The sequence below is a fragment of the Exiguobacterium artemiae genome (assembly GCF_033342815.1).
Taxonomy (GTDB): domain Bacteria; phylum Bacillota; class Bacilli; order Exiguobacteriales; family Exiguobacteriaceae; genus Exiguobacterium_A; species Exiguobacterium_A artemiae_A.
In genome coordinates this window covers 1-13,565 of sequence record NZ_JAWPEN010000009.1, presented here as the reverse complement: position 1 = coordinate 13,565, position 13,565 = coordinate 1, and the positions used below count along the sequence as shown (strand labels likewise).

Here is a 13,565-nt window from a genome sequence, read left to right as displayed (position 1 = left end):
TTTCCACCAATGAATTTTATATTTTTTCCAATGTGCTACTTTTCTACGCTCTGCAAACTTTCTGCAAATTTATGTGATAGAGTCTATGGAAAGTATAAAAAAACAGGAGGTAATTTTTATGAAATTAAAGAAAAAGATTTTTATGACAACTATGGCTGCTTCGCTTTCTTTAGCACTTGCTGCGTGCGGAAGCAATGGTGATGATTCTAAATCAACGGGGAGTATGGATAAAAATATGGATGGTATGGATCATTCGACGATGGACATGTCTGGATCAAAAGAGGTCCCAAAAGGGCTCCAAGAGGCTAAAAACCCGAAATTTAAGGTTGGCGACATGGCGATGATCAAAGAAGCACACATGGAAGGTATGAAAGGGGCCGAAGCAAAAGTTGTAGGCGCTTATGATACTACTGCTTATAGCATTTCTTATGACCCTACAAATGGTGGGAAACGTGTCACAGATCATAAATGGATTATTCAAGAAGAGATTGCAGATGCCAAGTCATCTCCTTATGAAGTAGGCGATGAAGTAAAAGTAGATGCGGATCATATGAAAGGAATGAAAGATGCTACGGCCACCATCGATTCAGCTAAGCAAACAACAGTGTATATGATTGATTTCGAATCGACTACAGGTGAAAAAGTGACAAATCATAAGTGGGTGACTGAAGACGAACTGTCTGCAGAATGAACGATAGACAAGAGAGGAACGGTTTTTTAACCGTTCCTCTCTTGTCTTCTTTTTCACTTATTCAAGGAACCCACTTATAACCAATTCCCCATACTGTCCGAAAGTGGTCTTCAATAGGAAACTCGAGTTTCCTAAGCTTTTCTCTTAAGTTTCTTACATGAGAATCGACCGTTCGTTCATCTGTCCACTCATTTGCTAACCATAAACTTGAGAGCAGTTCCTCTCTTGAATAGACACGTTCTGGATTTTTTAATAATTTAGCAAGTAATGAAAATTCTTTTGGCGTGACTTTGACTAAATGATTATCGTAATACAGCTCATGGGCGTCTTCATTTAAGATTAGACCCGACGATTCGATTTTTGATCCTGAAAAAACTGTAGTTCGTCTGAAAATCGATTGAATCCTTGCCTTCAATTCCGCCTCGTCGAACGGTTTCACAATGTAATCATCTGCTCCCAGTTGCAATCCTTTTACGATTTCTTCTTTTCCGTCGAGTGCTGTCAATAAAATGATTGGTACATTCGAAACTTCCCTTATCCTTTGACAGGTCTCAAAACCATCCATTAAAGGCATCATCACATCTAATATGACTAAGTCTGGCTCCTCTACATCAATCATGTTCAATATTTGTCTTCCACTGTTCAGCTTAATACAGGTATAACTGTCTTGCAGATAAAGTTCAATCAGTTCTAACATTCGATTCTCATCATCTACCAAAGCAATGGTTCTCATCCTGGAATCCCCCTCAAGTCAATGACAACCTTCAGCCCGTTTTCTACATTACTAGCTACAATGGTCCCTTTGTGCGCTTCAACAATTTCTTTCGTGATGGCTAAACCGAGTCCAGTACCTCCTGTTTCACGATTTCGTGAAGAATCTACTCGATAAAAACGATCAAAAAGATACGGGAGTGATTTTTCATCCACGCCGCCACCTTCATCTATAACTTCAATAACGTTTTCATCTAGTTTTAAAAATACGCGTTTGTTCGTATCTGTATATTTCAGCGCATTGTCGAGTAAATTCAAGAGAACCTGATCGAATCTAGCTTGATCTATCTCTTTATAGATCGGGGTTTTATTAATTTGAAGAATCAATTTCACTTGTTTCTCCTCAAATTTAAAAATTATTCTTTCACTAATCTGTTTTAAGAAATCATTCATTTCTGTGATCTGAGGATCTATCTGAAAATGTGGTTCTTCCAATCTAGCAAGTTCAAACAAGTCTTCAATCAATTCTTGAAGTCTTTCGGACTCCTCGTAGATAATGTCGCCAAATCTCGATTCGTCTTTTTTGAGAAGTCCTGCATATCCTTTGATATAGGTAATCGGCGTACGTAATTCATGTGTGATCGAAGTCAGAAATTGCTTTCTTGTATTTTGAATATGACGTAAATCAACAGATAACTTAGTGATTGCTCGTGCTAAATCTCCTACTTCATCGCTTCTCTCAGCTTCTCTGATTTTCAGTACCTCGCCTTGACTTAACTTAACCGTCGCCTCTTTCATTGATAGAAGAGGTTTTATAATGATATAACTCAAAAAATAAACACTCACTAATAGAAAAAGGACTAACAAGAATAGAGAGAACACTACTTGTTGTTTCAATTCCCCCATCAAATGCTGTATATACTTTGTTGACTCCAACATGATTATTTGACCACCATCTTCAATAGGACTCACTGTCACTAAAAATTTACCCTGTCTCCAATTTCCTTCTACGATTCCTTCCTTTTTTTGAATCCAATCCGGATTCAAAAATCGTTCGGCGTCGTTAGAGGAATCGACGACTTGATTATTTTTGTCTAAAATAATCACATCAGTCATCGCCTTCTCCTCCATTAAAACAACATGTTCAACTGTTTGCTTATCAAAGTTTGTGGAAAGAACATCACGATGACTGTTGCCTCTGTCTTGAAGGCTCTCCAGTTCACTTTCTACTTGTTGATGTTCGAGAATATTGTATACGATAGCAGATGAGAGGATGAAAATCATAAGAATCCCGAAAAAATAAAATAGTGTTATTTTAAAAGAAAGTTTATTCATAAAGTACCTTTCTCATTTAAGATGATTAAATTCAGAAGTAAAACAAAATAGATATTTAGAAAAGAAAGTATTCTTCATTTAAGCGATACACAAAAGGGCTTTTATCATTTGATTCTTTCAAAAGGACAATTCCTTGAATATTGCTCCACAAATAGTTAGCGAAATCATAATCACTTAAAATAGCCTCGCGAGTAGAATGCGTCATAAAGCATTCTATTCTTGTAATCGTATACATATCTCCCGAATCACGTTGATAATCTAAAGAAAAAGAACCCTTTATGTTAAGCCTTTGAGCAATTATTTCTACACACTGCTTCAAAACCGAGTTAGAAAACACCTCATAAGAAAGTACAGTATCTTGGTATCGTTGATGCTCTTCTCTCATAAAACAGCAAATCACTTCATCAGATCGATAATCGACATATGCATCAATTTTCCCCAGCTTTACACATTCATACTCATTCTTTATTTGGTCAAAAGAAAAGGTGAAGGTATTACCTTGAACCGAAAATGAATCATGAAGTATTGCTTTATCCAAGTCAAAGGATGTTATAGATGTTACGTTATTTTCTCTCATTTTTAACTTGTTTTTTGATAGCGTAGATGCTTCTTGTTCGCTCAAAGGAATAATCCAACCGATTTTTTGAGAAGTACAATATGCAATCAGATTACTAATATACCCTTCTTCTGATTCTTTATTGGAAAATGAATCAAAATATTTAAAATCCGGAAGTAGCTTTCGAACCCATCCTTCTTTTGAAGAAATATGAATATCTATACCTGCGGGTTTAAGTTGTTTTATGTTCTCCATTACCTTCCAGTTTTCCTCTACACCCGTTATCAGGACGTTTTTACCAAACATTTATGATTCATCTCCTCTCGAGATAAAAAATAGAGCGTCAGAACCCTCTAAATCCTGTAAAATCGATCAATATTGTCGTTAGTTTCGTTAGACCATCGAAATACAATATGATACCTAATACAATCATAAACCCTCCACCTATTTTCGTAACCTTTGAAGAATATTTTATTAAGTATCTTGACTTCCCCACCAAAAATGACATTAAGAAAAATGGAATGGAGAAACCTAGAACATAAAAGAGCATATATAAAAATCCATTACTAGGATTCGTGGCGATCAAAGCAATAACTCCAGCGAGAATTGGTCCTGTACAAGGAGTCCATCCAGCAGCTGATCCGACTCCGACCAAAAACGTTCCGATGTAGCCACGCTTTCTTTTTCCTAAGTTCAATCTTCGTTCTTTCAGTAAAAATGTTGGGGTCCATAGACCCGTCAGAATAACACCAAATATGAATAAAATAAGTGCACCGCTCATCCGTAGAACATCTTTATACACTATAAAAAAATCAGCCAAGTAGGACGTTGAAAAACCCATCACTAAAAATACGCTCGAAAATCCAAGTAGGAAAACTAATGTATGAGGAACTCCATTCCAGTTCCACTTTTCATTTTCTTTCAACTCTCTAACTGAAACCCCTGTAATGTAAGATAAAAAAACGGGATACAAAGCCAGACAACATGGCGAAATGAAAGATAAAAAACCTGCTCCAAAAGCTAACAAAAAAGATAACTCCATCGAATTCCTCCTGCACTCTGATAATAGATTTATTTTTAGAAGATATATAAAAAGAAATGTGTTTAATTTTTATCATAAAATCCGTTTGTGAAAAATCTATGTATTTTTTGATTAAATCTCGTGCAAATTTTTGAAATGAATTTGATATACTTTTTTGTAATATAGTGATGCTATACTCCTTTTAACAAATTGTCTGTCACTGTATCTTTACCTTTAAAGGAGTACAACTAATGAAAAACAAGATAATACTTATCGCTTCTAGTGTCTTACTCACAACAACTTTTTCAATGCATAGTCCAAAAGTAGAAGCAAGTAGTGCATATAAAGTAAAAGTGAAGACAGACGATCTTCGTGTTCGGACTGGTCCTTCTCTCAATTACAAAATAGTAGGCGTCGCTAACACTGGCCAGACCTTTTCTTATTTAGGAAAAAAAGGAGCTTGGACAAAAGTACTTTACAAAGGGAACACACGGTATATTTATAGTTCTTATTTGAAGAAGTATAAGAGCCATGTTGCCAAAAAAGCGTCTTATAATGACTCTCTTTTTGCTTCTCCTACTAAAGGAAGATTGACCCAAGGATACGGAAAATCTAATGGCACTTACGGCTATACATTCCATAATGGCGTTGATTTAGCTGCAGCAAAAGGCACACCCGTATATGCTTCTGCTAGTGGAAAAGTCACTACATCTAAAAACAGTGGTGCATATGGTAAACACGTTATGATTTCACATAGTCTAAAGAATCAAAAATACGTAACCGTTTATGCTCATATGAATAGTCTTTCCGTAAAAAGTGGTCAGACAGTCTCTAAAGGTATGAAGATTGGAACAGTTGGGAATACAGGAAACTCGTTCGGAAATCATTTACACTTCGAGATTCATAAAAACAGTTATAAATACAGCAATTATTCTGCAGCTAATAGTGTCAACCCAATGAACTATTTGTAACCTAAAAAAGAAAAGATGATGTCCTCGGGCATCATCTTTTCTTTTTTAACTTCATTACCAAAGGCGACGATGGAGTGCGAAGAATCCAAGGATTGAGGTTGTTGCAATACCAAGCAGTGACCAAACTAGTGGATTACTTTTTTATCTCCTCTTTTTTTGTGAGGAAGACCGAAGAGAGATGTCTATCAAATTCTCCAGTTAACATCATCACCATGCAGTATCTTTAGTACTTTAGCTTTTAGTCCGATTGATGGCTGACAAAGTATCACTTACTTTTAACATTTTTTACCTATTTATCAATCGTTTGGCTCATCACCATAACACGTGGTTGCTATTTTAATGACCAAGCTCGAGGCACAATCTCAAAAAGAATCGTTCGAGGTTTCGGTAGCCATAACCACGACGCTTGATGAGCTTAATCTTGTTATTCGTTCCTTCCATTTTCTCGTTCGATAGCCTTGATACAATGGTCTGACGCATCGCTTCCTCACGACCCCGGATCGCTTTCGCGATTTTTGCGAGAGGTCCGCACGGATGGAACTGGTAACGGTCCAGCCAGTCCGTCAGTCTTCGGTGAGCCTGCCTGTTACACGTTGCCTTCAGCACATACCGGATATGTTGGAGTCCTCTATATAGATCCTGAGTAAAGGCGTCTTCTAGAATACAAGAACGGGCGACCTCTCGGTCTTCTGGAGCCAACATTTCTGGGCGACAAGCCAGTGCACGGTCAATGACACGAATATGATGATGGCGTTTCGTCTCGTTCAAAAATCGACGCCGACGGCGAAGAGCGTCCGTGAAGAACTGGATGAGATGAAAACGGTCCAGTACATGTGCTGCATTCGGGAAGACACGAGTAGTTGCCTTCGCCATCGCAGGTGCAAAATCACTGACGACAGAACGAACATCTCCCAGTACACCTTGAAGCGCAGCCGTAATCGCCGATACGTCCCGGCCCGGGACGATAGACAGAAGACGTCCCGTCTTAGCATCAAGAACAATCGTCGCATAGTGGTGTCCTTTTCTCGTGGCGAACTCATCGACGAGGATGTGTGTCGCCTGTCCCACTGTATCCACTGAAGCGTACTGATAAAACCACCGTTCCACAGTCGTATAAGGAAGTTCATATTCATGCGCAACATCTGAAATTGTCCGGCCATGGCACCGTTCTGTGATGCCTTTTCGGAACACTTCGGTAGAAGTACGGACGAGTCCGAGACCGTAGTCATATACGAACGTCAAATCACAAGAGAGGCATCTTTGACGTGGGACATCCAGTTCGATCCACAAGGCACCGACTCCCCACGCATGACCGTGTCGAAAACGACGACGCTTTTTCGAATGCAAGATGGTCTTTTTTTCGCATAGCGGACAAGGGATTTCATGTGTATCAGGAATGACAGGAAATACGTGCGGTTCTTCATCGGACGACATCTGGATTTGAAAAAGGGCTGGAAGCGGAAGAATTAATTTGATAAACTGTTGGGACAAGGAGAAAACTCCAATCGTGGTTTGTCTAGACAACAATTACGATACCGGGGTTTTCGCTTTTTTTCTATGTTCGATTTAAAATCCGATGGATTTTATGTGTCAACCACACCTTATGGTGATGAGCCAGTTTTCATACAAAATATCCTTTTTTTATGTCTTTTTTTATAGAACAAGAATATAGCTGGCCTCATCGGTGCCAAGTCGTGTAGGCAACTGCATTTAATCGACACCTCCAACTCATTTCTGTTCAGGAAATTTCAACATCTCTTACGATAACCATTGGTAAATTGATACAATATTATCATATGTACTCAAAGGAGAATGAGCTCAGATATGTCAGATGAAAATTATACTTATTTGATAGAGGAAATCGAAAAGCTAAAATTTCACAATCGTACGTTATTGACTTTACTCGGAAATTTACATCCAGATGCAATGGAAGATACGACGATACATGAAGCGGTCATTCTGTTCGATCTCTCAAAAAATGATTTACGAAAGTTAAAAGACCTAATAATTAATTATGATCAAAACCGTTTTGCTTTTGAACAAAAAGCACTACTGATTAATCCCGTTTTCAGCAAAGATAATTTGCTTTTTCTAGTAAACTCTTTTGTTAACTCAGAGATGCTTATCGCTAACGGAAATACAATCTTATCTGATTACGAAGTGAAGCCAAACTAACGTACGTCCATGAAAATGAGAACTACTATGAAATGAGGAATTACTCTTCCATGAAATTATTACCCCCAAAGCCCTTTTATTACGAAGGCGGCGAACGAGCTGTTCTACTTTTACATTCCTTCACCAGCAATCCAAACGACATGAAAAAGCTCGGCCGCTACTTGCAACAAAATCAGTACTCTTGCTACGCTCCGACATTGAGTGGACACGGTCTGACAGCAGAAGACCTTTTGTCGTATGGACCATCCGACTGGTGGCAGGATGCACTCGACGGTTATCAACTGTTAAAAGACAAAGGGTTTGAAAGTATAGCAGTCGTTGGTCTTTCCCTTGGCGGTGTACTTGCTCTAAAAATGGGACAGGATTCCAAAGTAAACGGCGTAGTAACCATGTCCGTACCGATGTATAAGGAAGCAACTGTTCTAAAAGAACGAATCGTTTATTATGGCCGGCGGTATAAACAACTTGAAGGAAAAGAGGAGCAGCAGATCGAATCTGAAATGGCAGAACTTCATCACCTTCCCTTTGATTCGCTAGCCGACTTTGAACAACTCATTAACCGGACGAGAGACCAGTTGACACGGGTCGTCTCGCCTGTTTGCGTCATGTATGGGGAAATGGATGACCCCTCGTACAAGACGAGTGCCGAGAAGATTTTCCAAAGCGTAACTTCGGATCAAAAAGCGATTAAAGGATTTGCGCATTCGAAACATTTAATGACGTTAGGGAAAGACATGAACGCAGTCAATCAAGACATTCTTGCGTTTTTAAATAAACTGAACTGGTGATCTATTCATCCCTTTTAAAGGCAGTCCGCACTCAGCGGGCTGTCTCTTTTTGTCCTACTGTCTAGATCTGTAATCAGAAACCAATCAAAACAATTGACGCACTCAAAAACAGATGGTATATTTATCTCGAATTAAAGATATATGAATTGAAGATAAAAGAGGTGAACGAAATGGAACAGCCGAATCCGAACTTAAAAGCACTGACGGTCATGGTCCGTGCCGTCGATGCACTTCATGAGGTCATCAAACAGGATGTCGCGAAGTCCGGTTTAAATCCGACAGATTTTTCGGTACTCGAGTTGCTGTATCACAAAGGAAGGCAGCCGATTCAGCTGATCGGGAAAAAAGTATTGATTACGAGTGGCAGCATCACCTACGTGATTGATAAGCTTGAAAAAAAGAACTATGTCGCCCGTAAAGCCTGTCCGGAGGATCGGCGTGTGACATTTGCGGAACTCTCCCCAGACGGTCAAAACTTGATGGACACGATTTTCCCGGAACATGAACACACCATTAATCAGGTTTTCCAAGGGATTGATCAAGCAGAAATCGAATCTTTTATTAAGACCGCTAAAAAAATAGGCTATCAAGCCCAAAATCATTAAAATTTTTTAACGATATATCTCGAATTCGAGATAATAACGACTAAGGGAGCGATTTACATGAATGAATTAAAAGGAATCCACCACGTCACGGCCATCACGAGCAGTGCCGAGAAAAATTATGCGTTCTTCACCAACGTCTTAGGCATGCGTTTGGTCAAAAAGACGGTGAACCAGGATGACATTCAGACCTACCATCTGTTTTTCGCCGACGACAAAGGATCAGCCGGCACCGATATGACATTCTTTGATTTTCCAGGCATCCCGAAAGGAACACACGGCACAAACGAAATCTACAAAACTGCTTTCCGCGTACCGACGGACGATGCACTTGACTACTGGATCAAACGGTTTGACAAATATGACGTCAAACATCGCGGCATCAAAGAACAGTTTGGGAAGAAGACCCTCTCGTTCGTCGATTTCGATGACCAGCAGTACATGCTGATTTCAGATGAGCATAACGCAGGCATCTCTTCCGGAACGCCATGGCAAAACGGTCCCGTTCCACTGGAATTCGCCATCACCGGCTTAGGTCCGATCCACATCCGGATTGCCGAATTTGACCGGTTAAAAGACGTCCTGGAAAAAGCGATGCTGATGCGGGAAATCGACAAATCCGGATCCCTGCATCTGTTTGAAATGGGCGAAGGCGGCAACGGTGCGCAAGTCATCGTCGAACATAACCTTCTCCTTCCGAGCGGACGCCAAGGATTCGGAACCGTCCATCACGTGGCGTTCCGGGTCGAAGATACAGCCGCTTTAAATGAATGGATCGAACGGATGCACAACTTACAATTCAACACATCGGGCTACGTCGATCGTTTCTTCTTCGAATCCTTGTATGCACGTGTCGCACGCGGCATTCTGTTCGAATGGGCAACAGACGGTCCTGGTTTCATGGGAGACGAGCCGTATGAAACAGTCGGAGAAAAATTATCGTTACCCCCATTCCTGGAAGCGAAGCGTGAGCAGATTGAACAAATGGTCCGTCCGATTGATACCGTCCGCAGCACACGCAAGATCGAAAAAGAATATTTGTAAAACGGAGGAATTATCTTGACTCTATTCAGTAAACTATTTGGTTCAAAGGAAACACCACAACAAGAGGAGGAAACGAACATGACAAAGTTAAACATTGGAATCATTTTGGGATCAACACGTGAAGGTCGCTTAAGCCCACAAGTCGGAAATTGGGTCAAAGAGCTCGCGGACAAACGCGGAGATGCCAACTATACAATCATTGACATTGCCGACTACAAATTACCGTTGCTCGGTGAAAAAGACGGGGATGCTTCCGGTGCAGCCGCCTGGTCTGAAGCCATTGCTGCTCAAGACGGTTTTGTGTTCATCGTGCAGGAATACAACCACTCGATTGCCGCGTCCTTAAAAAATGCCCTCGATTATCTCCGTGTAGAGTGGAACAACAAAGCAGCAGGAATCGTCTCGTACGGTTCGGTCGGCGGTGCCCGGGCAGCAGAACATTTACGCGGGATTTTGGGCGAATTGTTGATCGCCGACGTCCGCGTCCACCCTGCCCTCTCGCTGTTCACTGACTTTGAGAATGGAGCCGTGTTAAAAGCAGCACCGGTTCAAGCAGATTCTGTCAACCAAATGCTCGATCAAGTCATCCCTTGGACTGGCGCTTTAAAAACGATCCGCTGATTTTTAAAACTCATTTATTCATTCTAAAAAGTTTTTGAACAGAACTTTTAAAAGTTTAAAAAGAGCACAGATCGCAAACAAACCCTCATTTCAAAATTGAAGTGAGGGTTTGTTTGCGATCTAAAACTACGTATCTAATTAAATAGGCGCGTATTTTTTGGCTTATTAAAATTGCTAACTGATCGGACGCTCTGATTTTACAAGACCAAAATAATGAACAATCTATTCGTTTAACTTCAGCATATCAACTAGCATACTTGCTTCCGTAATGGTTAAACAATTATTTCTGAAGTTATCATTTATTCTTAAAAGAATTTCTTGATTCGAAATTTGATCTTTCATATCCACTATTTCATTTATAGTTTTTTGGTTTAAAAATTCAGTTTTAAATGTTGTTGTAACAAACTTTTTTTCATCTTCTTTAAAGTTAGTTTTAGTGTTTATTATAATAAGTACTTTCTCAACAAATCTTAGGGTAATATTTAGTGTTTCGATTAAGCTACTCAATGCTAATTGATTCATCTTTATAATTGATTCTTCTAAATCATTTTTAAGTTCTTCTAGACTAGATTTAAACAATTCTAAATTTTCACTATTTAAATTAGTAAGTTCGTAATAATTTACATTATAACTTGATTCTACAACGCCCATACCGAAAATTTCTACAATGACTTTTTCTATAAGAGAATAAAATTCACTCTGATTATTAAAATTTGATTTGTTATCTAAGTTACTAAATATATCCATAAACTTTATCAATGAATCTACAGAGTCAATGCTAACCTTATTTAATGATTTGATCAAATTAATATCTAAAATTTTTTCTTTATTAATATGTTCAAAATAAAATTCAAGTAAATCAAAATATTCTTCGCTTGATGAATAAGATGCATTATATGCTTTAAACAAAGATTCTATATTATCTTCACCTAATAAAAATACAGTTCTGTTATCTGTTTGATATGTTTTTAAATTATACATATACTCTAAAAATCTTTTATACTCTACAGATTTATCTTTATCACTATTTAAGACTATCTCAACAAATTTTTCTTTTAAAAATTCTTCATCTGTTAGTTGAGATTTGCCTTCATAAATAAGCTTTTTTATTATTCTATTTTGTTTTTTATGGTTATTAGATTCAATTTTTTTTAAATGTTTAAAACGTTGCTCATCACTAACTTCAGCAACATTTATTAATTTATAATTGAATAGTTTTAGAATAAAATAATTTATAGAGTTATCATCTTTAAACGAATTATTATTATCAAAAAATAATTCTTGGTACTTATCTTCATTAGAATTAATTAGATCTAATATAGTGTATTCATTATACGCCTTGTCTCTAAAAATAAAGATGTCAAATAAATTTACTTCATGACTATTCCAAATCATTCGAAATTGTTCTGGAAGAAAATGTTTCACTACAAAAAAAGTTATTATAGTTTCTTTATACTTTAATATATCTTTGTGTTTTTCAATTCTATACGTAGTTTCAGAAATCATGTTTTCTATTTTTCTAAAGGATAAATTCTTAAAACGAAAGTCAATTTCTATTTTGCTCCCTAAAAATTTTGTTAGAATATTAAATCGAGATTGATATAAAATATGAAGAAAATCAAAGTCACTTTTAACTATAGTTCTGTTAAATTTTTGATATCTATTGTCTATTAGGAAATCTACTATCTCTCTCATATCTATTGGCGTTAGATACATTTTAAATGGAATGTATTTTTCTAAATATTGAAATGTAAATTCTTTCTCTAATAAAATATTTTCATCATACTGATAGATAATTTTAATATTATCGCCAGAAAATTTTTCTGATATAGAAAAAATTTCTTTCATCACTTCTTTATTCTCAATTCGATCAATATCTTCGAAAATTATCAAGAGCTTTTTGTTTTGTATTTTTTTTGTTTCTTTAACAAAATTTTTAAATACACCAGATTTCAAGTCACTCGAATTTAAAGTAATACTTATTAAATCTTGAAACTTACCAAAAAGTTTAACAGATGATAAATTTCTTTTTAAATTATTTGTATATCTAGGCAATATCCCGTTTTCCAACAACTTTTTTTCAATTGTTTCTATTAAAAATACAGAAACTTCATTTAAATTACTTGTTAATAAATCAATTTCTATATATTCATATTTATCCTCTAATTTTTCTTTTAATTTTTGCATTAAAAAACTCTTTCCTGATCCCCATTCCCCGTTCAAACCTATAACATTAAATTTATTTAAATGTTCTTCTAATAGAATTAATTCTTTTTCTCTTTGAGGTAGCAATTCTAGTTTAGGTTCTTCTATAAGATTAATATTATTATGTTTTTCTATATAAAGGATTATAGACGTTATATATATATCTAAAAAGATAAAAAATAATCCTAAAAAAGTAGCAAAGGTTATTATGTTATTTTCAATATAGAATCTTTCCACTATGTATATCAGAAAAAAAACTATATTGAAAATCAGTAAATTTATATAAAATAATCTATTCAATTTCAGGGGTAAATTTATTCTAATGATTGAGAAAATTACAAAGTACCCAATCATGTAGATAGTCACATTAAATTTAAATATTGTTATTACAAGTATGGAAAACCCAAGCCAAATTAATATTAAAGTAAATATACGTTTGATCAATAGTCCATTATCCCTTCTTACTTTATTATTTCACATCAATACTGACTTAAAATTCTATATAACTTTCTTTAATGATGTTTAATAACTTCATCTGCCCGAAAGCATTGCATTAGTCAATTCCGAATTAAATCATTCAATTGAACAATGTGACTGCCCTTTTTCGTGTAGTATTCAATCATTTCCGGCAGTTTCTTCTTATCATAACTTGTAATGCCGTCTGTGATCACCGTCACGTCATAATTCAGTTTACGTAAATTAAAGCACGTCGATTTGACGCAAGTGTGACCGTCAAGAAGAAAAGTCATTTTACGATGATTTAAGCACAACACTTTTCGATCATTCTGTATGTTCTGTAAAAATAGTAGACCGATAGCGCATCCGGTAGCTTTCTTCATCCATTT

General features: G+C 36.8%; 14 protein-coding genes. 7 read left to right on the top strand and 7 right to left on the bottom strand.

Going from position 1 to position 13,565, the window contains the following annotated elements; all coding sequences use genetic code 11:
• Positions 1 to 118 precede the first annotated feature (118 nt).
• Complete coding sequence (locus R7V76_RS09785) at positions 119 to 691, top strand: YdhK family protein (RefSeq protein WP_318092282.1); 573 nt, start codon at positions 119 to 121, stop codon at positions 689 to 691.
• A 61-nt stretch (positions 692 to 752) separates the two neighbouring features.
• On the opposite strand, the gene R7V76_RS09780 is transcribed toward R7V76_RS09785, so the two are convergent.
• Genes R7V76_RS09780 through R7V76_RS09765 form a run of 4 tightly spaced genes read right to left on the bottom strand, consistent with a single transcriptional unit; the run spans position 753 to position 4,335 of the window.
• Positions 753 to 1,424 (bottom strand): response regulator transcription factor, encoded by a 672-nt coding sequence (locus tag R7V76_RS09780; RefSeq protein ID WP_318092280.1) that lies wholly within the window; start codon positions 1,422 to 1,424, stop codon positions 753 to 755.
• Entirely contained in the window at positions 1,421 to 2,737 is a 1,317-nt protein-coding gene (locus R7V76_RS09775) for a sensor histidine kinase (RefSeq protein ID WP_318092278.1), read from the bottom strand. Before R7V76_RS09775 ends, R7V76_RS09780 begins: the two co-directional genes overlap by 4 nt.
• 55 nt (positions 2,738 to 2,792) lie before the next feature.
• Positions 2,793 to 3,599 carry a hypothetical protein gene (locus R7V76_RS09770; RefSeq protein ID WP_318092277.1) on the bottom strand — a complete coding sequence of 269 codons (807 nt, stop codon included), beginning with the start codon at positions 3,597 to 3,599 and terminating at the stop codon, positions 2,793 to 2,795.
• Between the two features lie 37 nt (positions 3,600 to 3,636).
• Positions 3,637 to 4,335 (bottom strand): cytochrome c biogenesis CcdA family protein, encoded by a 699-nt coding sequence (locus R7V76_RS09765; RefSeq protein WP_318092276.1) that lies wholly within the window; start codon positions 4,333 to 4,335, stop codon positions 3,637 to 3,639.
• 230 nt (positions 4,336 to 4,565) lie between these two features.
• On the opposite strand from R7V76_RS09765, the gene R7V76_RS09760 reads away from it, so the two are divergent.
• The gene (locus R7V76_RS09760) at positions 4,566 to 5,285 is read left to right on the top strand and encodes a peptidoglycan DD-metalloendopeptidase family protein (RefSeq protein ID WP_318092275.1); all 720 of its coding nucleotides are present in this window, start codon (positions 4,566 to 4,568) and stop codon (positions 5,283 to 5,285) included.
• 336 nt (positions 5,286 to 5,621) lie between these two features.
• Here R7V76_RS09760 and R7V76_RS09755 read toward each other — a convergent pair whose 3' ends face one another.
• Entirely contained in the window at positions 5,622 to 6,719 is a 1,098-nt protein-coding gene (locus tag R7V76_RS09755) for an ISL3 family transposase (RefSeq protein WP_318092408.1), read from the bottom strand.
• A 390-nt stretch (positions 6,720 to 7,109) separates the two neighbouring features.
• Here R7V76_RS09755 and R7V76_RS09750 point away from each other — a divergent pair, with 390 nt between their 5' ends.
• The 5 genes from R7V76_RS09750 (at position 7,110) to R7V76_RS09730 (ending at position 10,515) form a co-directional block, all read left to right on the top strand.
• Entirely contained in the window at positions 7,110 to 7,460 is a 351-nt protein-coding gene (locus tag R7V76_RS09750; RefSeq protein WP_318092274.1) for a hypothetical protein, read from the top strand.
• Positions 7,461 to 7,510: 50 nt separating this feature from the next.
• Positions 7,511 to 8,248 (top strand): alpha/beta hydrolase, encoded by a 738-nt coding sequence (locus tag R7V76_RS09745; RefSeq protein WP_318092273.1) that lies wholly within the window; start codon positions 7,511 to 7,513, stop codon positions 8,246 to 8,248.
• A gap of 170 nt (positions 8,249 to 8,418) precedes the next feature.
• Complete coding sequence (locus tag R7V76_RS09740) at positions 8,419 to 8,853, top strand: MarR family winged helix-turn-helix transcriptional regulator (protein WP_318092272.1); 435 nt, start codon at positions 8,419 to 8,421, stop codon at positions 8,851 to 8,853.
• A gap of 57 nt (positions 8,854 to 8,910) precedes the next feature.
• The gene (locus R7V76_RS09735) at positions 8,911 to 9,894 is read left to right on the top strand and encodes a ring-cleaving dioxygenase (protein ID WP_318092270.1); all 984 of its coding nucleotides are present in this window, start codon (positions 8,911 to 8,913) and stop codon (positions 9,892 to 9,894) included.
• A gap of 78 nt (positions 9,895 to 9,972) precedes the next feature.
• A complete protein-coding gene (locus tag R7V76_RS09730; protein ID WP_440137045.1) occupies positions 9,973 to 10,515 on the top strand; it encodes an NADPH-dependent FMN reductase in 543 nt (180 codons plus the stop codon).
• A 222-nt stretch (positions 10,516 to 10,737) separates the two neighbouring features.
• Here R7V76_RS09730 and R7V76_RS09725 read toward each other — a convergent pair whose 3' ends face one another.
• Complete coding sequence (locus tag R7V76_RS09725; protein WP_318092267.1) at positions 10,738 to 12,957, bottom strand: P-loop NTPase fold protein; 2,220 nt, start codon at positions 12,955 to 12,957, stop codon at positions 10,738 to 10,740.
• 320 nt (positions 12,958 to 13,277) lie between these two features.
• The gene (locus R7V76_RS09720) at positions 13,278 to 13,469 is read right to left on the bottom strand and encodes a hypothetical protein (protein WP_318092266.1); all 192 of its coding nucleotides are present in this window, start codon (positions 13,467 to 13,469) and stop codon (positions 13,278 to 13,280) included.
• Positions 13,470 to 13,565 lie beyond the last annotated feature (96 nt).

Bases quoted from the DNA above. Each gene is read 5' to 3' on its own strand.
- R7V76_RS09775 (WP_318092278.1), bottom strand. From the start codon at position 2,737: ATGAATAAACTTTCTTTTAAAATAACACTATTTTATTTTTTCGGGATT.
- R7V76_RS09735 (WP_318092270.1), top strand. From the start codon at position 8,911: ATGAATGAATTAAAAGGAATCCACCACGTCACGGCCATCACGAGCAGT.
- R7V76_RS09770 (WP_318092277.1), bottom strand. From the start codon at position 3,599: ATGTTTGGTAAAAACGTCCTGATAACGGGTGTAGAGGAAAACTGGAAG.
- R7V76_RS09745 (WP_318092273.1), top strand. From the start codon at position 7,511: ATGAAATTATTACCCCCAAAGCCCTTTTATTACGAAGGCGGCGAACGA.
- R7V76_RS09755 (WP_318092408.1), bottom strand. From the start codon at position 6,719: ATGTCGTCCGATGAAGAACCGCACGTATTTCCTGTCATTCCTGATACA.
- R7V76_RS09765 (WP_318092276.1), bottom strand. From the start codon at position 4,335: ATGGAGTTATCTTTTTTGTTAGCTTTTGGAGCAGGTTTTTTATCTTTC.
- R7V76_RS09760 (WP_318092275.1), top strand. From the start codon at position 4,566: ATGAAAAACAAGATAATACTTATCGCTTCTAGTGTCTTACTCACAACA.
- R7V76_RS09750 (WP_318092274.1), top strand. From the start codon at position 7,110: ATGTCAGATGAAAATTATACTTATTTGATAGAGGAAATCGAAAAGCTA.
- R7V76_RS09785 (WP_318092282.1), top strand. From the start codon at position 119: ATGAAATTAAAGAAAAAGATTTTTATGACAACTATGGCTGCTTCGCTT.
- R7V76_RS09730 (WP_440137045.1), top strand. From the start codon at position 9,973: ATGACAAAGTTAAACATTGGAATCATTTTGGGATCAACACGTGAAGGT.
- R7V76_RS09720 (WP_318092266.1), bottom strand. From the start codon at position 13,469: ATGACTTTTCTTCTTGACGGTCACACTTGCGTCAAATCGACGTGCTTT.
- R7V76_RS09780 (WP_318092280.1), bottom strand. From the start codon at position 1,424: ATGAGAACCATTGCTTTGGTAGATGATGAGAATCGAATGTTAGAACTG.
- R7V76_RS09740 (WP_318092272.1), top strand. From the start codon at position 8,419: ATGGAACAGCCGAATCCGAACTTAAAAGCACTGACGGTCATGGTCCGT.